This window comes from Kitasatospora sp. NPDC058406 (genome assembly GCF_042722765.1).
Taxonomy (GTDB): Bacteria; Actinomycetota; Actinomycetes; order Streptomycetales; family Streptomycetaceae; genus Kitasatospora.
Genome location: NZ_JBHXKE010000007.1, coordinates 59,806 through 77,747, shown reverse-complemented (window position 1 = coordinate 77,747; position 17,942 = coordinate 59,806). Strand labels below are relative to the sequence as shown.

Here is a 17,942-nt window from a genome sequence, read left to right as displayed (position 1 = left end):
CCGATCACCTCGCGCGCCGCCGCTGCCGTGTCGACCGCCCCTCGCCGGGCGACGGCCGCCCCGCCCTCACCCCTCCTGCGGTCCGGCGCCCTTCGCCCCGGCGCCCTCCCCCTCGGCACCCCCCTGCTCGACCTCGTGCGCCGCCTGGGAGCTGATGTGTGCGCGGGCCGCGCCGGACGCCGCCTCCGGGTCGCGCCGACGCAGCGCCGCCACGAGGGTGTCGTGCTCGTCGACCACCGAGCGCCAGTTGCGCTCGCCGAGCGGCGCCGTGATGCGGTAGCGGCGGATGGTCATCAGCAGCTGCTCGGTCAGGTCGCCCAGGACCCGGTAGCCCGCCGCCTCCGCGAGGAGCTGGTGGAAGCGGGAGTTCAGCTCGGCCATCTCGCCGGTGACGTCGCGCTCCAGCGCCGCGCGCATGCGTTCCTGGACGTCCTCCAGCTCGGCGAGCTGCCGGTCGTCGATCCGCTGCGCGGCCAGTTCGGCGACCAGCGCCTCGATGGCCTCACGGGCGAGGAAGACGCCGCGCATCTCGGTGACGTCGATGCCGGCCACGGTGACCCCGGCGTGCACCCTGGACACCAGCAGCCCGTCCGACTCCAGCCGCTTCACCGCCTCACGGATCGGGATCTTGCTGACCCCGAAGCTCCGGGCGAGTTCGTCCATGTTGATCCGCTCGCCGGCCTTGAGGTCGCCCTGGGCGATGGCACTGCGCAGACTCTCGTAGGCGAGATCGGCCTTGCTCTTCACGGCGGGGATGCGCTCCGCCCAGCTGCTCTGTCCCATTCGTTCATCGTATGCGATATCCATGGACTCCGGGACTCCTGCGCCAAACCTTTCCCACCGCGCCCGATCAGCGATCCTGTCCGATTTCTCCGAATGGTCTCACCTGAAGGGATTTCGTATACCAAATTCGAACCTGTCGGCCCGCGGCTTCCTCTCGACACACGGGACGGTCACCGACCGTGCGCGGTCCGGCTGGAGGTGGAGGGCGACGACCCCGGCTTCGATCCACCCGCGGACGCGGCGGCGACCGGGCCGGACGCCTTCGGGAGCGGCGGCGGGCGCGGCCTGCCGCCGATCGCCGCGCTCAGCACCCCACGGGGTGCGCGGCGCACCCTTGCCGGCCGGCCGGGACCACTCGGGGCCACCGGCCACGAAACAAAACGGTCAGCCCCCTGGAAGCCGTTTAGTATATCGAATACCCTACGCCATCGGTTCCGACTCCGCCACCCGAGGAGTTCCACCCCCATGACGTCCCTGCCCCACAGACTCGTCTCCACCGCCCTGGCCGCCGCCACGGCCCTGACCGCCGCGGCCTGCGCTCCCGACCCCCCGGCCCAGGCCCCCGGGCGCACCACGGTCACCTTCTGGACCATGCCGTTCTGGATCGGCCGGCCGAACAACCTCAAGCACCTGATCGAGGACTTCAACGCCTCGCAGAGCCGGGTGACCGTCGAGCTCACCGTGCTCGACTGGCAGACCGGCCGGGACACCATCAAGAAGGCCGTGAAGAGCGGCCGGGGCCCCGACGTCTGGCTGGCCAACAACGGCCTCGAACTCGACCTGCTGGCCGCCGCCGAGCTGGCCCCGCTGGACACCCTCGGCTACACCCCCGAGGACCTTGGCCGGTTCCGGCCCCTGGCGAAGGTCAACGAGTACCAGGGCCGCCTCTACGGCGCGCCCCTGTACTTCGACGTCAACGTCCTGCTCTACCGCAAGGACGTCCTGCAGAAGTACGGCTTCAACGAACCACCCCGCACCTGGCAGGAGTTGAAGTCCACCGCCGCCGCCGTCGGCGCCCGCTCCGCCGCGTCCGGGAAGAAGGTGACGGGCTGGCAGTTCAAGGGCATGGACGACCACCTCAACGCCATCAACCCCACCTGGGAGAGCTTCCTCTGCCAGGCCGGCGGCAGCCTCGTCTCGTCCGACTTCAGGACCTCCACGCAGAACACCGAGGCCGGGCGCACCGCGATGGAGTACATGAAGTCCTTCTACACCGAGAAGATCTCCACGCCCGGTGTCAGCGCACTCAGCGGCTTCATCAACGGCGACGTCGCGATGTTCTCGTTCTACCAGAGCGTCATCTCCGACATCGCCGCCGGGAACGAGAGGACCCACGGCAAGTGGGCCGCCGCCCCGATGCCGATCGGCCCGAAGAGCGGCTGCTCGGCCGTCGGCGGCCACAGCCTGGTGGCCCGCTCGGACCTGCCCGACCCGGGTGCCGCAGGAACGTTCATGCGCTGGCTCGCCTCCCCCTCGGTCAGCACCCGGTTCATGGAGTTCCACGGGATCTTCCCGTACGACACCGCCAAGGTGCCGCGCGAGACCAAGGCCGCCGTCGACGCCTTCTACCAGACCGACCCCAGCTGGGCACCGATCATGGCCCAGTTCGACCGCAGCACCGCGGACCTGCTGCTCCAGGACCGCTACGGCTTCGCCGCCCGATGGGAGGCGCAGAAGTCCGAGGTGACGGCCGGCGTCGACGGGCGGACGCCCGTCGACCAGGCGCTGCGCAGCATCGACAGCACGGTCGACAAGGCCCTGCGCGGAGGCTGATCCCGCGCCGCGCCGGCCCGGTGGACCGCGCCCGGCGGGATCCGCCGGGCGCGCGGGCCAGCCCCCGGGCCTGACCATGATGATCGGCTCCAGCTAGTCGGCGCTGTTCCACAGCAGTTCGATCCGCGTGCCGGTGTCCGGCACCCTGCAGGCGCCGGGGGCCGCGATGTCCACGCCCCGGCCGAAGTTACTGAAGTCCGAGAGCGTGTCGTCCCGGTTGCGGTTGTTCTTGTTGCACCACGCGAAGCGGCCGAGGCCGCCCGGCTTGCCGTCGGCGTCGCTGAGCGAGGACACCGTGACGGCGTCCGGCACGTTCGCCGGGCTCTGGTGGGCCACGCCCCGGTGGTCGTTGCCCGCCGAGACGACCACCACGACACCTCTGGCGTCTCCCGTTGCTCGGCAGCCCTGCCCGGTCCACCGGCCTCCGGTCCACCGGCGACCGGCCGGCCCTCGGGCGGGGCAGCCGGTGGGCAGGGCCGCAGGGCACCGAGGAGTAGGCGGGCCGGGAGCCGGCGGTGTCGTACTGCTTGGCGCCGACCGAGAGTTCGGCGCCGCTCGCGGAGACATTGCTCCAGCCGCCGAGGGTGTAGGTGGTGCCGGGCCTGACCTGGATGACCTGTTCGGCGGCGGCCTGGGCGGGCCCGACCACCTCGATCGATTTTCCCGCATATTGATCAAACGATCAATATGGTCCCCACGGTGCGTCAGTCCGACACCGCTCCGCACGACTCACGGATCGTCAGGACCGGCAGGAGCCGCACGTGGTGCACCGGACCGGCCTCGGCCACGCTCCCGAGCCTGCGCAGGAGCAGCCCCACCGCCTCCGCGCCCACGGCCTGCTTCGGCGGCGCCACCGCGGTGAGCGGCGGTGCCCCGAGGCCGGCGAACAGGTCGTCGTAGCTGATGACGGCCAGGTCCTCCGGCACCCGCAGCCCCCGGGCCCGCAGCAGCGGGAGCAGTTGGATGGCGTCCTGGTCGTTGTGGACCACGGCCGCCCGCACACCCCGGGCGCAGCCCTCGGCCAGGCGGTCCGCGACCGCCGGCAGGTCCGCCACCGGGGTGACGATGTCGACGGGGGGTTCCACGGGCAGACCCAGCACCTCGCAGCCCTCGGCATAGCCCCGGCGGACCTCGTGCGCGGTCCAGGTGTCACGCCGGGCGACCAGGGCGATCCGCCGGTGTCCGAGCCCGGCCAGGTGGCGCAGCGCGAGGAGCACGCCGTGGCGGTGGTCGGAGGCGACCGAGTCGAGCGTCTCCGCCGGGCTCCCCGGCACCGGCCCGCGCTCGACCAGGACGGCGGGCACCGGCAGTTCCTCGGCCCAGGCCTGGTCGGAAGGCCGGTCGTCGGGCGTCCAGTTGGGCGCGAGGAGCAGCCCCTGGGCACCGGACTTCAGCAGTTGCTCGGCCTGGGAGCGGTCCGCACCTGCCTGGTAGGAGGAGATGCCGAGCACGAGCTGGGCACCGGCCCGGCCGGCGGCGGCCCGTGCGCCCGCGATGATCTCGTCGAAGTACTGTCCGACCGCCGGCACGAGCAGGCCGAGCGACGGCCCGTGCCCGGTGGCGACGGCGCCCGCCCCGGTCGCGGCCGACACCGAGCCGTGCGAGCGGCGGACGAGGCCGGAGTCGGCGAGTGCCGCGACGTCCCGGCGGACGGTGACGGCGGGCAGGCCGAGCCGCTCCGCGAGGTCGGTCAGCCGGACCGAGCCGAGCTCCTGAACCGCTTCAAGGATCCGGGTGCGGCGCTCGTCCGCCGAGATCGACATCCCCACACTCCCCTGCCCGTCGTCCGGCCGGGCGGGGTCACCTGCCCAGGCGGACAGGAATCTATCATTCGGTCGATGCACGGCCCGTGTTCGGTCGGCACACGGTCCGTCAGTGCACGACGGACGGCCGGGCGGACGGGCCGGGGCGGACGGGCCGGGGCGGACGGGCCGGGGCGGACGGACCGGGGCGGACGGACCGGGGCGGACGGACCGGGGCGGACGGGCTCCGACCGCGCGTCACCCCGACCGCGCGTCACCCCGGGAACGCCGCCCCGGGGCGCGGGCGCCGCCGGGCACCGTCACCACTGGGGCATCTCCTCCGTGACCGCCGGGCCGAGGTCGGGTCGGTCCCGGAGCTCGACGTGGGTGCCCGCGCGGTGGAGTTCGAGGACCACGAGTTCGTTGCGCCCCTCCCGCCAGAGCGGGGCGGGGGCGTAGAGGGTGCGCTGCGGCCCGCGGTCCCAGTAGCGGCCGAGGGCGAAACCGTTGAGCCAGGCCATGCCCTTGGTGAAGCCGGGCAGGGCGAGGAACCCGTCGGCGGGCGTCGCGACCGTCAGGGCTGCGCGGTGGAAGGCGGGCCCGTCCCGGTGGCCGGGTGCGGCGAACGGCACTGCCCTGAGGTCGTCCAGGGGCAGCGGGCGGATCTCCCAGCCGCCCAGCTGGTACTGGTTGCCGATGCGCACGCCGCCCGTGACGCCCTTGCGGTCGTGGAGCAGCGGGCCGTAGTTGACGCGGCCCATGTTCTCGACGAGGAGGTCGAGCACGGCGCCGCCCTCGGGCACCTCGACCGGCAGGGCCTCGTCGGGGCGGTCGCGTTCCAGGACACCGAGCGGCCGGCCGTCGAGGAAGACCTGGGCACGGTCGGCCAGACCGTCGACGCGCAGCTCGCCGCGGCCGAGGGGGCCCCGCAGGCGGGTGCGGTAGTGGATCAGCCCGAGGTTCTGGCCGAGGGCCTCCATCGGTTCGGGTTCCGGGCGGTGGTGGACGGTGGCCAGGTCGTCGAGGGCGGCCGACAGGCCGGCGCTCGCGGTGAACGGCGCGCTCTGCGGGGCGAGCCGCGCGGGCAGCGGCGGCAGGGGGTGCGGGTTGGGGCCGAGGTGGCGTTCGATCACCCGGCGGAACAGGTGGAACTTCTCGGTGAGTTCGCCGGCCTCGCCGACGGGCGCGTCGTAGTCGTAGCTGGTGGTGTCGGGCTGGAACGTGGTCCCGTCGTGGTTGGCGCCGTTCCACCAGCCGAAGTTGGTGCCGCCGTGGCCCATGTAGATGTTCACGGACGCGCCGGCGGCGAGCATCCGGTCGAGGACGTCAGCGGACTCCGCGGGGTCGCGCAGGTGGTGGGGCGCGCCCCAGTGGTCGAACCAGCCGGTCCAGTACTCCATGCAGACCAGCGGGCCCACCGGCTGGTGGCGGCGCAGGCAGGCCAGGGACTCCTCGGGCCGGGAACCGAACGTGCCGGTGGTGAGCAGCCCGGGCAGGATGCCGCCGAGCTGGAAGCCGTCCTCGGCGCCGTCGGCGGTGAAGAGCAGGCAGTCGACACCGCGCCGGACGAGGCCGGCGCGCAGGTGTTCCAGGTAGGCGGTGTCGTTGCCGTAGCTGCCGTACTCGTTCTCGACGGCGACGGCGACGACGGGCCCGCCGCGGGAGGTGAGCAGCGGGAGCAGGACGGGGACGAGGTCGTCGAACCAGGCGTCGACGGCGGCCAGGTAGGGCCCGTCGACGCGGCGGAGCCGGACGGCCGGGTCGGCGAGCAGCCAGGCGGGCAGGCCCCCGAACTCCCACTCGGCGCAGATGTACGGGCCGGGCCGGACGATCACGTCGAGCCCGAGGTCGCCGGCGGTGCGGACGAACGCGGCGAGGTCGCGGTCGCCGTCGAAGTCACTGACCCCGGGGGCGGCCTGGTGGAAGTTCCACGCGACGTAGGTCTCGACGGTGTTGACGCCCATGGCCCGGAGCCGGGTGAGCCGGTCGAGCCACTGTTCGGGGCGGATGCGGAAGTAGTGGACGGCCGCGGAGACGATCCGGTGCGGGAGGCCCGCACGCAGGAAGGTGTCTCCGTCGACGGTCAGGGACGTGGGGGCGGCCGGGTCGGCCATGGGTGCCTCCGCGGTAGGGCGGGCGGGAGGGTGGGCGGGCGCGCCCGGCGCGGCGTGGCCGGCGTCCGCCGGGGCGGGCGCGCCTCGGCGTGGGTCACGGACCGGGGCGGGAACCGGGGCGGTGCGGGCCCGCACGGGAGCCGGGGCGGGCGGATGTGACCGGCGGGCGATCACCGGTACGCACCCTACGAGCTCATCGATCGGGTGGTCAATCAATCGATAAGGAACACGCCCCTTGATCGTATTTCGATCGAACGATACTGTTTGATCAAATCCACTGGACCGGCGATGGAGGGCAGGATGACCGCTTCGGGAGAAGAGCGCCGCAGGCTCATCGTGACCGCCGTCGGCGATCTCGGCGGGCAGGTACGGCTGACCGACCTCGCCGACCGACTGGGCATCCCGGCGGTCACGGTCCGCCGCGACGTCGCCATGCTCGCCGACGCCGGCAGACTCAGCCGCTCGCACGGCTTCGTCTCGCTCGACCGGCCCGACGCCGACCGCGCCCCCGCCCGGGGCGGCCTTCGGACCGGCCGGGCCGGACGCACCGTCGGCCTGCTGGTGCCCTCCGTCGGCTCCTACTTCGACGAGGTCATCGCCGGCGCCCGCACGGCCGCCACCGCCGCGGAGGCCCGGCTGGTCCTCGGCATCGCGCCGTACGGCACGGGCGACGACCGGGTGCAGGTGGAACGGCTGCTGGAGTCCGGCGCCGAGGGCCTGCTGCTCGCCCCCGGGCTGCTCCCCGGCCAGGCCCCGGAGGGCTGCGCCTGGCTGGACGCCCTGCCGGTGCCCGCCGTCCTGGTCGAGCGCCGCTCCCCCACCCCGGACGGCCCCGGCTCGCACCTCGACACCGTCGGCTCCGACCACCGCCACGGGGTCCTGAGCGCCCTGCGGCACTTCGCCGGCCTCGGCCACGAGCGCGTCCTGCTGGCCGCCCGGGGCGACTCCTGGACGGCCGAGGAGGTCCGGGCCGGGTACGAGGAGGGCACCCGCCTGCTCGGGCTGCGGCCCCTGCCGACCCTCGACACGCTGGCGCCGACGGGCGTGCCGACCGACCCCGAGCTGCTGTCCGCGCGGATCGCGGAGGCCGCCGCGGAGGGCACCCGGGCGGTGCTCGTCCACAACGACCAGGACGCGATCAGGCTGCCGCCGCTGTTGCGCGCCCGAGGTCTGCGGGTGCCCGACGACGTCGCCCTGATCGCCTACGACGACGTGTTCGCCGCCCTGGCCGCGCCTCCGCTGACCGCCGTCGCCCCGCCGAAGCGCGCCGTCGGGCAGGCGGCGTTCGACCTGCTGCTGCGGCGCCTCGCGGCCGGCCCGGAACTGCCGGTCCACCGCACCACGCTGCTTCCCGTCCTGCGCGTGCGCACCTCCTGCGGCGGCTGACCCGGCGATCGGCGGGGCACAGGGCCGGACCGGCCCTGTGCCGGCCGGGCGGTCCGGGCGGTCCGGGCGCGGCCGGTCACGGAACGTGCCAATACCGGGCCGATCCGGTGACCGACGGTGAAGATGCGTAGGGACCCGGATTGATTACCCATCGATCGTTCGCGTGTCCTGGAGACACGGCGTGGGGCGGGCGCGGCGCCGGGTTCCCACCAACCGCGATCGGCAGAAGGTGACCCCATGGACAGCAGCCCCCACGACACCAGCGCCGTCGACGCCGCCCCGGGCGTCGCGGTCTACCTGCGCTGCTACCCGTTCGACGCGACGGCGATGGAGTGCCACCGCCGGGCCCTGGAGGACCTGGCCGAGGTCCTGGGCCTGCCGGAGCCGCTGCTGTACCTGGACAACGGCCTGCGCGCGTCCGACGGCCTCCCCGCGCTGGAGGGGCTGCTGAGCGGCGTCGCCGCCGGGTGGATCAAGACGGTGCTGGTCCCGGGCCCCTTCGTGTTCTCCATCGACGGGTCCGAGGTGCGGACGGTCGGCGAGCTGCTGGAGCGGCACGGCTGCCGGGTGGTCGAACTGCCGGCGCGCCACGAGCGCGTCCGTCCCGCCGGGACCCGGCCGCCGGTGGGCCCCGCGGCCCACCTCGCGCCGGTCGGCGTCCCGGCCGGCTGACGGCCCGGCCCCTCCCCCGCCGGGGCGCGGACTGGCGGCGGCCGTCCCGGCGAGCGGGGGCCCGCCCGGACGGGCGGCCGGAGGAGGGGCCGGGACCGAACGGCCGAGGCCCCCGAGCGCGGGCTCAGCCCTCCCGGCCGACGTGGACCGAGCCTGCCCCGATGCGCACCTCCCGCACCTCGCCGTCGGGCCAGCACACCCGCAGCCGCCAGCCGTCACCGGACCGCACGGCGACCTCGACCGCCACCACGGGAGGCCGGTCGGCAGCGCTGGGCCCAGCAGCGGTGAGCCCGGCGGCGGTGGGCCCGGCCGTGAGCCCGGCGGCGCAGACGAGCAGGGCCGGACCGTCCCCGAGGGTGCCGCTCAGGACGGGCAGGGCGGCCTCGGCGCCGAACGCGGTTCCGCCGGGCACGGTCCGCGTCGCGGCCTCGCCGAAGCCGTACAGGGAGCGGAGTCCGCTGGTGAGCCGCCCGTCCGCGCGGACGACGGCGCCGATGGCGAGGCCGGTGCCGACGCGGGTGCCGGTACCGGTGCCCGCGCCGGTGCCGACGACCGCGGCCTCGACGCGCCCGCCGGCGACCGCCCAGCCGCTGTGGCGGACCGCGGTGCCGGAGGCGGCGCCGGTGACCAGGTGGGCGCGGACCTCGTCGGCGCCGCGCACGAGGGTGACCGAGGTGACCGAGACCCCGGGCAGCTCGCGCCCGGCGGCCCGCGGACGGGAGAGGGAGGCGGCCCAGTCGGGTCCGGTGCCGAGCGGGTGGATCCGGCCGCGTTCGGTGGGCTCGCCGTCGACGAGCAGGGCGAGGTGGTTGTCGGCGGGCCCGTCGAGGGTGGGGCCGGTCGCGGTGGAGTGGGCGAGCCGGGCGTAGTGCGGGTTGTCGGGCAGGACCTGGTCGACCGGCTGGTCGTCGCTGCCGTGGTTGTGGAGGCGGACCAGCCCGTCGGCGGCGGTCGACTGGACCAGCCAGCCGGGCCGGGGCAGGGCGAGCACGACGTCGCGGGTCTCGCAGGGCGCGGGCCGCTCGGGCTCCGTCCAGACCGGGTGGCCGGGCGGGAGCAGCAGGCCGAGGAATCCGCTGCCCGCCCAGTAGGGGGACGCGGGACCGGAGTACGGCTGGGTCAGCCGGGGTTCGGGGCCGTGCCAGCCGAGGGTGAGCAGGCCGCGGTCGTCGGCGGCGCCGCGGTCGAGGAAGTACCGCAGGGCGCCGGAGGCCAGCCGGCGGGTGGTGCCGGGGTCGAGCGGGGTCCGGCCGGTGAGGGCGCCGGCCCACAGCGGCGCGGTGGCGGCGAACCGGTAGGTGAGCGAGCGGCCCTGGTGGACGGGCGCGCCGTCGCCGCCGAACAGGTGGGCGTAGCCGGTCAGGTGGGCGGCGAGCCGGTCGCCGTACTCGGTGAGCAGGGGCCGGTCGTCGGCGAGGTGGGCGTGCAGGACGGGGTAGAGGTGCAGGGCCCAGCCGTTGTAGTGGTCGAAGGCGCGGGGGCGGCCGTCGGTGTACCAGCCGTCGCCGAGGTACCAGCGGTCGATCTTCTCCAGGCCGCGCCGCACGGCCGCGCGGGCGTCCTCCTCCTCGATGCCGGCCTCGGCGAGGAAGCCGCCGACCGACAGGGGGAAGATCCACCAGTTGTTGTCGTTGGGCGCGCGGTGCAGGGCGTCGGCGAGCCAGCGGCCGACGCGGTCGCGGACGGCGCCGTCGAGGCGGTCCCAGAGCCAGGGGCGGGTGAGGCGCAGGGCGAAGGCGATCGAGGCGGCCTCGACCATGGCCTGGCCGCGGTCGGTGATCAGGGGCCAGGAGTCGAGGTCGCCGTCGGCCAGGTCGCGTTCGGCGGTCGGGGTGCGGGTGCCGGCGTCGAGCCCGGCGGCGTAGTGCTCCAGCAGTCCGTGCGGGTCGGCGCCGCCGGCGCCGGCGATGCGCAGGGCGGCGGGCAGGAAGGTGCGGGCGTAGCCCTCCAGGCCGTCGGAGCGGCGGCCCGACCAGCTGGGGCGGTCGCCGGGCAGGTCGATCAGCGCGCGGCCGGGGCTCGCGTACGGGCGGACGGCGCCGAGCAGGTCGTCAACGGCCGCCTCCCAGTGCGCCCTGGTCCAGCCGGTGTGCGGGCTGAGGCGTCGGTCCTCCGGGGGCAGCGGCATGGGGTGTCCTTCGTCGGCGGGTCCGGGGCGGGCGGGCCCCTGTGCGGAATCTAGGAACCGACTGATCATTCGTCAAGACCGTCGGATCAAATGAACAGCTTGATCAGATTGTGACGTTGCGGAATCCACCTCGCCGGGCCGACGTTCACGCAGCTCACGGGCCTGATGATCGGACCCTGACGACGACCGGTCAACTGATCGGATCGGATCATTCGATCCAGATGCCTTGACGCCGATCGACAACCTGCTCAGGATGACAGCCAGTCGCCCCCACCCTCACGAGTCCGGCCCGGACCGACGCCCCCGTCCCGGAACCGTGACGCCCCTCTTAGGAGCTGTGCCATGCGCTCACTCGTGCCCTCCCGTCGCAGAGCCCTGCGCGCCGCCGCCACCGCCACCGCCGCCGCGCTCTGCGTGAGCCTGCTGGCCGCCTGCGGAAGCGACGCCAAGAGCTCGGCCGGCGCCGACGACGGCAAGCCCGTCACCCTCACCTTCTGGGGCTGGGCCAAGGGCACCAAGGAGGTGGTGGCCGCCTTCAACGCCGGCCACCCGAACATCCAGATCACCTTCGAGGAGATCCCCGCGGGCAACGCCGGCGGCTACGCCAAGCTCTCCAACGCCGTCAAGGCCGGCAACGCCCCCGACGTGTTCAACGTCGAGTACCCGCAGCTGCCCGACTTCGTCAGCCAGGGCGCCGTCCAGGACATCAGCAAGCTCGTCGGCGCCGACCTGAAGGCCAGGTACCTGCCGCAGGCCACCGAGCTCACCTCCCTCGGCGGCCGGACCTGGGCCCTGCCGCTGGACGCCGCACCGCAGGCGTTCTACTACCGCAAGGACCTCTTCGAGAAGGCCGGCATCACCGCGCCGAAGACCTGGGACGAGTTCCGCACCGCCGCGCAGAAGCTCAAGACCGCCCAGCCCGACGCCCGCATCGCGACCTTCTTCCCCGACGACCCCACCACCTTCGAGGCCATGGCCTGGCAGAACGGCGCACGCTGGTTCACCGCCGCCGACGACGCCTGGAAGGCCGACCTCACCGGACCCGAGACGAAGAAGGTCTCCGCGTACTGGCAGCAGCTGATCGACGAGGACCTCGTCCACGTCCAGCCCTCCTTCAGCCAGCAGTGGACCGCCTCCCTCCAGAAGGGCGAGACCGCCGGCTACCTCGGTGCCTCCTGGGGCGGCGGCGTCCTGAAGTCCAACCTCGGCACCACCCCCGACATCAACGGCAAGTGGGCGGTCGCCCCCATGCCCACCTGGGACGGCAACCCCGCCAGCGGCATGCTCGGCGGCACCACCTTCGCCGTCTCCAAGGACAGCAAGAAGGCCAAGGCCGCCGTCGAGTTCGCCACCTGGGCCACCACCACCGCCGACGGGTTCAAGGCCCGCATCGCCTCCGGCACCTCCTCCGCCTTCCCCGCCGCCACCGAGCTCGTCCCCGTCGCCAAGCAGGCCTTCAACACCGACTTCTACGGCGGCCAGGACCTCTACGCGGTGTTCCCGGACGCCGCCAGGTCCATCAAGCCCGGCTGGACCTGGGGGCCGGTCATGGGCCTCACCAACGGCTCGCTGAAGGACTCCTTCGGCAAGGTCGCCGGCCGGACCGGCACCATCGACGACGCCCTGGCCGCCGCCCAGCAGGCCACCCTCGCCGAGTTCAAGAACCGCGGGCTGAAGGTCGCCCAGTGACGATCCGCACCACCCGCACCGGGACCGCCCGCGCCGCCGCCACCGCGCGGCGCGGGCGGTACGGGGCCCCGGCCGTCCTGCTCGCCCCGTTCCTCCTGCTCTTCACGGCCTGCACCCTCGTCCCGATCGGCTACGCGGTCCGGCTCAGCCTCTTCACCGAGCGCCACTCGGGACTCGGCTTCGGCGGCACCGAGACCGTCTTCACCGGCCTCGGCAACTACACCCGGGCCCTGGAGGACGAGGCCTACCGCGAGGGCTTCCTCACCATCGCCCGGTACTGCCTGCTCTACATCCCGCTGATGGCCGGCTTCGCACTCGTCCTCGCCCTGCTGCTGGACTCCGCGCTGACCCGCGCGAAGCGGTTCTTCCAACTCGCGCTGTTCATCCCGCACGCCGTCCCCGGCATCATCGCGGCGCTGATCTGGATGTACCTCTACACCCCCGGCATCAGCCCGGTGCTCGACGCCCTGGAGACCCTCGGCACCCAGCCCGACCCGCTCGGGAACCCCCTGCCCGCCGTGGTCAACATGGCCCTGTGGCAGTGGACCGGCTACAACATGGTCATCTTCTACGCCGCGCTCCAGGCCATCCCCCGCGAGGTGCTGGAGGCCGCCGTGGTCGACGGCGCCGGCCCGCTGCGCACCGCCCTGAGCATCAAGATCCCGCTCATCAAGCCCTCGCTCGCCATGGTCGGCCTGTTCACCGTCATCGGCTCGCTCCAGCTCTTCACCGAACCGATGATCCTGCACGGCACCGCACCGGGCGTGGTCTCCACCTGGACCCCCAACATGTACGCCTACACCGCCGCCTTCGAGCGGGGCGACTACGGCCTGGCCGCCGCCTCCTCGGTGCTGCTCGCCCTCGCCGCCGCCCTGCTGTCCTTCGCGGTCACCCGGGCCACCCGCAGCCGTTCCGACCGCCGGAAGGAGGCTGCGGCATGAGCACCCCCCGCCGCCCCTGGACCCTCTCCGGGACCGCCGTCAACGGCACCCTCGTCCTGGCCACCGTCTACACCCTGCTGCCGCTCGGCTGGCTGCTGACCGCAGCCGCCAAGAACACCGCGGACCTCCTCGGCGGCAACGCCCTGACCCCCGACAACATCAACCTCGGCCGGAACCTGCACGACCTCGCCACCACCGGCGACGGCATCTACTTCCGCTGGTACCTCAACTCCCTGCTCTACGCCGGGTTCGGCTCCGTCCTCTGCGCCCTGGTCTGCGTCGCCGCCGGCTACGCCTTCCACGTCTACGACTTCCCCGGCAAGGAGAAGGTGTTCGGACTGGTGCTGCTCGGCGTCCTGGTGCCCACCACCGCGCTCGCCCTGCCGATGTACCTGCTCGCCTCCGAACTCGGCATCGTCAACACCTTCTGGGCGGTCTTCCTGCCCTCCCTGGTCAACCCCTTCGGGGTCTACCTCGCCCGGGTGTTCTGCGCCGGCTACGTCCCCGGCGAGGTCCTGGAGGCCGCCCGGGTGGACGGGGCCGGCGAGCTGCGCACCTTCTGGTCGATCGGGCTGCGCATGGTCATGCCCGGCTTCGTCACCGTGGTGCTGTTCCAGTTCACCGCGATCTGGAACAACTTCTTCCTGCCGCTGGTGATGCTCTCCGACAACGAGCTCTTCCCGGTCAGCCTCGGCCTCTTCACCTGGAACGCCCAGACCAAGGCCTTCCCCGAGTACTACCCGCTGGTCGTCACCGGCGCGCTCCTCGCCGTCGTCCCGCTCGTCCTCGCCTTCGTGCTGCTCCAGCGGCACTGGAAGGCCGGACTCACGGCGGGGAGCGTCAAGTGAACCCCGCCGCCCACGCCGACCCCGAGGGAACGAACACCATGCCCCACCCCCCGGCGGCCGAGGGGGCCGGCGCGGTGCGCCGCCCCCGCGCCGTGCTCGCCATGCAGCGGGACCTCACCGGCCGCCTGATCGACGGGCACACCATGGCCCGTCTCAGTGCCCTGGCCGACCTCGACCCGGCGCTCGTCCTCGACGACTTCACCACCCCCGAGGCCGCCACCGCCCTCGCCGGGGCCGAGGTGATCGTCTCCGGCTGGGGCTGCCCCCCGATCGACGAGGCCGTCCTCGCCGCCGCCCCCCGGCTGCGCGCCGTCATCCACGCCGCGGGCTCCGTCAAGCACCACATCACCGACGCCTGCTGGCACCGCGGCATCCAGGTCACCTCCGCCGCCTGGGCCAACGCCCTCCCCGTCGCCGAGTACACCGTCGCCGCCGTCCTGCACGCCAACAAGCAGCTGCTGCGCATCCGCGAGGACTACCGGACCCGCCGCGCCCCGTACGACTGGCAGGCCGCCTACGCCGACGCGGGCAACTACCGGCGCACCGTCGGCATCGTCGGCGCCTCCCGGATCGGCCGCCGGGTCCTCGAACTCCTGCGCCCCCACGACCTCGACCTGCTCCTCCACGACCCGTACGTGGAACCGGCCGAGGCCGCCCGCCTCGGCGCCCGCTCCGTCGGGCTCGACGAGCTGTGCGCGGAGAGCGCCGTGGTCAGCGTCCACGCCCCCGAGCTCCCCGACACCCACCACCTGATCGACGCCCGGCGGCTCGCCCTGATGCCCGACGGCGCCACCCTCGTCAACACCTCCCGCGGCTCCCTCGTCGACCAGGACGCCCTGGTCCGCGAGCTGACCACGGGGCGGCTCGACGCCGTCATCGACGTCACCGTCCCCGAGGTGCTGCCGCCCGACTCCCCGCTCTACGACCTGCCCAACGTCGTGCTCACACCGCACATCGCGGGCTCGCTCGGCCGCGAGCTGCACCGGATGGCCGCCGCCGCGGCCGACGAGCTCGCCCGCTACACCGCCGGACAGCCGTTCGCCCACCCGGTCCACGCCGAGGACGCCCACCGCACGGCGTGAAGCGCGCCGTCCACGGCCCGCCGCCGCCCGACCGACCCGACCCGGGTCCTCGGGCGGCGGTCAGCCGTCGATCCGGTGGGCGGCCCAGAACGGGGCCAGGTCCTCGGCGGTGGCGGCCTGGGCCGCGGCCTTGAACGCCGGGGTGCTGCTCACGCCGTACCAGTGCTCGCGGACGTAGCCGCGGAGCAGGTCGGCCATCGCCCCGGCGCCGATCAGCCGGCGCAGGTCGTGCAGCGCGCACCCGCCGTACCCGTAGACGACCTCCCCGTACCGGGCCGGGTGGTCGTCCCAGTACGCCATGCCGTTGGTGATCCGCTCCTGCGGCGACGACCACGCGACGGAGTTCCAGCAGTCCGCCCCGTCCCGGCCGAGGGCCAGGTCCGTGGCGTACTCGGCGAACGACTCGTCCAGCCAGGGCCGGCCGTACTGGTCGTCTCCGACGACGCCGTACCACCACTGGTGCGCGACCTCGTGGACGAGCGCGGTCGTGTTCACCCGGTCCAGGACGAATCCCGGGTACTCCATGCCGCTGAACCAGAGGTCGTCGTCCAGGACGGCGTCCAGCTCCGCGTACGGGTAGGCGCCCAACGCCCGGGAGTGCGCGTCCGTCGCGGACACCGCGACGGCCAGTATCGCCCGCGCGTCCTCCGCCCCGACGCCGGCCACCGTGTGGACGTTGACCACCACCCCGCCCGCGGAGACGCCCGAGACGGTGCCGAACGGGCCCGCGGCCCACGCGAAGTCGCGCACCTGCCGGGCGGTCGCCGTGGTGACGGTGCGTCCCGCGGAACCCGGGGCCCCGGTCGACGTGCCGGTGGCCGGCACCCCCAGGCCGGACGGGTGGTCCAGGGCGACGGTGAAGTCCGCGGCCAGGGTGTAGAAGGACTCCCCGGTGTCGGTGAACGGGTCGAGGTGCCAGCCCGCGGCGTCCCGCACCGCGAGCACCGGAAGCGCGTTGCCGAAGTAGCTGTACGCCCCGTGCCGTCCGAACCGGTCGGCGCTGTCCGCGCGTTCGGGGGCCCGGACGGTCAGGTCGAAGCCGATCGTGTGCCGGTCCCCGGGACCGAGCGGGACCGGCAGGGTGACCCGCAGCGCGGTGCAGCCCACCGAGAACGCGTCCCCGGCGGCTCCGACCAGGCCCGTCACCGTGACCGCCGGCTCCGCGCAGCCCCCGTGCGCGTTGCCCCACAGGCGGAGCTGGACCTCCCGGAGCGGTTCCGGGGAGTCGTTGGTGAAGCTCACCTCCTCGTGCCCGGACCACCGGCCTCCCGCGGAGTCACCGGTCAGCGCGACCGTGTAGACCGCCGCCGCCGGTGTCGGTGCCGGCTCGTGCCGCCGGCCGCCGGGCGGCACGAAGCCAGTGGCGGTGGCGGTCAGGGCGAGGCAGGCCAGGACGGCCGGCAGGATCCGCACGGACCTGCCGCGCTCCCCGGGGACCGGCCGGGGCGGGGCGGTGGACGAGGCCGTGAACGGGGTCGTGGACGGGCGGGCCGGGCTCCGGCCTGAGCCGGAGCCCGACCCCGGGCGGTCGACGGTCACCGGCCGCCTTCGCCCTCCCGCAGGCGCAGCACCGCCCGCTCGACCGCCCGGTCGACGGCGGGCAGGCAGGCGGCGATGTCCGTGTGGACCACGTACTCCACCGACGCCACCGTGTGCAGGCCCTGCACCAGGAAGGTGTACTCCCTGCCGCGTTCCAGCAGCAGGACGATCGGCTTGCCGAAGGCACTCGCCCAGCCGATCTCGATGTGGGTGCCCGGGGAGGCCGGATGGCCCGGCAGCGCGACGAAGACGTCGGCCTTGCGGATCTCGTCCTGGTCGAGCCGGGTGCACTGCTCGGGCCGCATCAGCTCCGCGCCCCACGCCTCGCGGCGGTGGGCGTTGTGCACGGAGAGTCCCTGTGCCTCGAAGTGCTTGATCAGGACGTCGAACGGGGCCCGGGCGTCGGCCGGCATCTCGCCGGTCTCCGGGTCCAGGAGCTGGATGAACGGGCCGGCGAGGAAGATCGATCGGATGCCGAGGTCGGGGCGGGAGCCATCGGGCAGCGTGACGGTCATGGGAGTACCTCCGGGGCGGCGCCGGTGCGCGGTGTCGGGTGAGGGCCGACCGGCGGAGCGGTCGTGGACGGCGGGCGGTGTGCCGGGTCAGTCCTTGCGGAAACACTGGATGAAGGCGTCACCGGTGGTGCCGCCGTGGGTGTACTCCGTGGTGTCGTAGGCGACGAACGGGTGCCGCTCGACCCGGATCGACCGGAAGTGCGGCAGGTACTGCCAGCGCAGCTCCGGCTTGGTGCTGAAGAACGGGATGAACACGCCGCCGGGCCGCAGCACCCGGACGACCTCCGGCATGGTCCTGGCCCACAGCTCGGCGTCCGTCCAGACGTCCATGTCGAGGGCCGGGTCGAAGAACATCCCGTCGATGCTCTCGGACGGCAGGTCGAAGACCCGCTCGAAGAAGTTGCCGCGCTCGACGGTCAGGTTGTCGGGCACGCGGGGGTGCCGGGCCCGGAAGAGGTCCTCGACCTCGTCGAAGAGTTCGAGCACGGTGTGGCTGCGGGTCGCCGGGTTGCCGGCGATGCGCAGCGCGGACAGGCCGAGACCGAGTCCCACCTCGTAGAAGTCCCGGCCGTACTCGCAGAGCATGTCGGCGCTGGCCCACATGAGGTCCCGCTCCCAGGCCTGCATGGCCTGCTCGCCGCCGATGCTGAGGGTCACCTCGCCGTTCTGCTCGATCAGTTCGATGGCCGGCTTGGTCTGGCTCTCCATGGTTCTCCCTGGGGTTGCGGGT

At 73.8% G+C, this 17,942-nt stretch carries 15 protein-coding genes; 7 read left to right on the top strand and 8 right to left on the bottom strand.

Features of this window, described 5'->3' with window-relative positions:
* Positions 1–66 precede the first annotated feature (66 nt).
* On the bottom strand, positions 67–783 hold the full coding sequence (locus tag ACFWOG_RS03035; protein WP_380354119.1) for a GntR family transcriptional regulator: 717 nt from the start codon (positions 781–783) through the stop codon (positions 67–69).
* Between the two features lie 465 nt (positions 784–1,248).
* Here ACFWOG_RS03035 and ACFWOG_RS03030 point away from each other — a divergent pair, with 465 nt between their 5' ends.
* The gene (locus ACFWOG_RS03030) at positions 1,249–2,556 is read left to right on the top strand and encodes an extracellular solute-binding protein (protein ID WP_380354116.1); all 1,308 of its coding nucleotides are present in this window, start codon (positions 1,249–1,251) and stop codon (positions 2,554–2,556) included.
* Positions 2,557–2,649: 93 nt separating this feature from the next.
* Here ACFWOG_RS03030 and ACFWOG_RS03025 read toward each other — a convergent pair whose 3' ends face one another.
* The 3 genes from ACFWOG_RS03025 to ACFWOG_RS03015 all read right to left on the bottom strand — a co-directional run bounded on the left by ACFWOG_RS03025 (position 2,650) and on the right by ACFWOG_RS03015 (position 6,412).
* The gene (locus ACFWOG_RS03025; protein ID WP_380354113.1) at positions 2,650–3,123 is read right to left on the bottom strand and encodes a S8 family serine peptidase; all 474 of its coding nucleotides are present in this window, start codon (positions 3,121–3,123) and stop codon (positions 2,650–2,652) included.
* 137 nt (positions 3,124–3,260) lie between these two features.
* Entirely contained in the window at positions 3,261–4,319 is a 1,059-nt protein-coding gene (locus tag ACFWOG_RS03020) for a LacI family DNA-binding transcriptional regulator (RefSeq protein WP_380354110.1), read from the bottom strand.
* A gap of 299 nt (positions 4,320–4,618) precedes the next feature.
* Positions 4,619–6,412: a beta-galactosidase family protein gene (locus ACFWOG_RS03015; protein ID WP_380354107.1), complete on the bottom strand. Its 1,794-nt coding sequence runs from the start codon at positions 6,410–6,412 to the stop codon at positions 4,619–4,621.
* 300 nt (positions 6,413–6,712) lie between these two features.
* On the opposite strand from ACFWOG_RS03015, the gene ACFWOG_RS03010 reads away from it, so the two are divergent.
* Together ACFWOG_RS03010 and ACFWOG_RS03005 are read left to right on the top strand one after the other, a co-directional pair.
* Entirely contained in the window at positions 6,713–7,798 is a 1,086-nt protein-coding gene (locus ACFWOG_RS03010; protein ID WP_329951357.1) for a LacI family DNA-binding transcriptional regulator, read from the top strand.
* Positions 7,799–8,035: 237 nt separating this feature from the next.
* Positions 8,036–8,470 carry a hypothetical protein gene (locus ACFWOG_RS03005; protein WP_380354104.1) on the top strand — a complete coding sequence of 145 codons (435 nt, stop codon included), beginning with the start codon at positions 8,036–8,038 and terminating at the stop codon, positions 8,468–8,470.
* A gap of 124 nt (positions 8,471–8,594) precedes the next feature.
* Here ACFWOG_RS03005 and ACFWOG_RS03000 read toward each other — a convergent pair whose 3' ends face one another.
* Positions 8,595–10,598, bottom strand: a complete 2,004-nt coding sequence (locus ACFWOG_RS03000; RefSeq protein ID WP_380354101.1) for a DUF2264 domain-containing protein — start codon at positions 10,596–10,598, stop codon at positions 8,595–8,597.
* A 342-nt stretch (positions 10,599–10,940) separates the two neighbouring features.
* On the opposite strand from ACFWOG_RS03000, the gene ACFWOG_RS02995 reads away from it, so the two are divergent.
* From ACFWOG_RS02995 to ACFWOG_RS02980, 4 genes are all read left to right on the top strand, one after another.
* Entirely contained in the window at positions 10,941–12,287 is a 1,347-nt protein-coding gene (locus ACFWOG_RS02995; RefSeq protein WP_329951354.1) for a sugar ABC transporter substrate-binding protein, read from the top strand.
* 2 nt (positions 12,288–12,289) lie between these two features.
* Positions 12,290–13,228 carry a carbohydrate ABC transporter permease gene (locus tag ACFWOG_RS02990; RefSeq protein WP_380354124.1) on the top strand — a complete coding sequence of 313 codons (939 nt, stop codon included), beginning with the start codon at positions 12,290–12,292 and terminating at the stop codon, positions 13,226–13,228.
* On the top strand, positions 13,225–14,076 hold the full coding sequence (locus ACFWOG_RS02985) for a carbohydrate ABC transporter permease (RefSeq protein ID WP_380354097.1): 852 nt from the start codon (positions 13,225–13,227) through the stop codon (positions 14,074–14,076). The genes ACFWOG_RS02990 and ACFWOG_RS02985 overlap by 4 nt, the downstream gene beginning before the upstream one ends.
* Before the next feature lie 101 nt (positions 14,077–14,177).
* Positions 14,178–15,158: a hydroxyacid dehydrogenase gene (locus ACFWOG_RS02980; protein WP_380354121.1), complete on the top strand. Its 981-nt coding sequence runs from the start codon at positions 14,178–14,180 to the stop codon at positions 15,156–15,158.
* Positions 15,159–15,218: 60 nt separating this feature from the next.
* Here ACFWOG_RS02980 and ACFWOG_RS02975 read toward each other — a convergent pair whose 3' ends face one another.
* The 3 genes from ACFWOG_RS02975 to ACFWOG_RS02965 all read right to left on the bottom strand — a co-directional run bounded on the left by ACFWOG_RS02975 (position 15,219) and on the right by ACFWOG_RS02965 (position 17,920).
* Positions 15,219–16,571, bottom strand: a complete 1,353-nt coding sequence (locus ACFWOG_RS02975) for a M1 family metallopeptidase (RefSeq protein ID WP_380354094.1) — start codon at positions 16,569–16,571, stop codon at positions 15,219–15,221.
* 122 nt (positions 16,572–16,693) lie between these two features.
* Positions 16,694–17,212 (bottom strand): nucleoside 2-deoxyribosyltransferase, encoded by a 519-nt coding sequence (locus tag ACFWOG_RS02970; protein WP_329951352.1) that lies wholly within the window; start codon positions 17,210–17,212, stop codon positions 16,694–16,696.
* Between the two features lie 87 nt (positions 17,213–17,299).
* Complete coding sequence (locus ACFWOG_RS02965) at positions 17,300–17,920, bottom strand: class I SAM-dependent methyltransferase (protein WP_329951351.1); 621 nt, start codon at positions 17,918–17,920, stop codon at positions 17,300–17,302.
* Positions 17,921–17,942 lie beyond the last annotated feature (22 nt).

Coding starts and splice junctions, on each gene's coding strand:
- ACFWOG_RS03005 (WP_380354104.1), top strand. CDS start 8,036: ATGGACAGCAGCCCCCACGACACCAGCGCCGTCGACGCCGCCCCGGGC.
- ACFWOG_RS02985 (WP_380354097.1), top strand. CDS start 13,225: ATGAGCACCCCCCGCCGCCCCTGGACCCTCTCCGGGACCGCCGTCAAC.
- ACFWOG_RS03025 (WP_380354113.1), bottom strand. CDS start 3,123: ATGTCTCCGCGAGCGGCGCCGAACTCTCGGTCGGCGCCAAGCAGTACG.
- ACFWOG_RS03000 (WP_380354101.1), bottom strand. CDS start 10,598: ATGCCGCTGCCCCCGGAGGACCGACGCCTCAGCCCGCACACCGGCTGG.
- ACFWOG_RS03010 (WP_329951357.1), top strand. CDS start 6,713: ATGACCGCTTCGGGAGAAGAGCGCCGCAGGCTCATCGTGACCGCCGTC.
- ACFWOG_RS02970 (WP_329951352.1), bottom strand. CDS start 17,212: ATGACCGTCACGCTGCCCGATGGCTCCCGCCCCGACCTCGGCATCCGA.
- ACFWOG_RS03015 (WP_380354107.1), bottom strand. CDS start 6,412: ATGGCCGACCCGGCCGCCCCCACGTCCCTGACCGTCGACGGAGACACC.
- ACFWOG_RS02965 (WP_329951351.1), bottom strand. CDS start 17,920: ATGGAGAGCCAGACCAAGCCGGCCATCGAACTGATCGAGCAGAACGGC.
- ACFWOG_RS03035 (WP_380354119.1), bottom strand. CDS start 783: ATGGGACAGAGCAGCTGGGCGGAGCGCATCCCCGCCGTGAAGAGCAAG.
- ACFWOG_RS02995 (WP_329951354.1), top strand. CDS start 10,941: ATGCGCTCACTCGTGCCCTCCCGTCGCAGAGCCCTGCGCGCCGCCGCC.
- ACFWOG_RS02980 (WP_380354121.1), top strand. CDS start 14,178: ATGCAGCGGGACCTCACCGGCCGCCTGATCGACGGGCACACCATGGCC.
- ACFWOG_RS03020 (WP_380354110.1), bottom strand. CDS start 4,319: ATGTCGATCTCGGCGGACGAGCGCCGCACCCGGATCCTTGAAGCGGTT.
- ACFWOG_RS03030 (WP_380354116.1), top strand. CDS start 1,249: ATGACGTCCCTGCCCCACAGACTCGTCTCCACCGCCCTGGCCGCCGCC.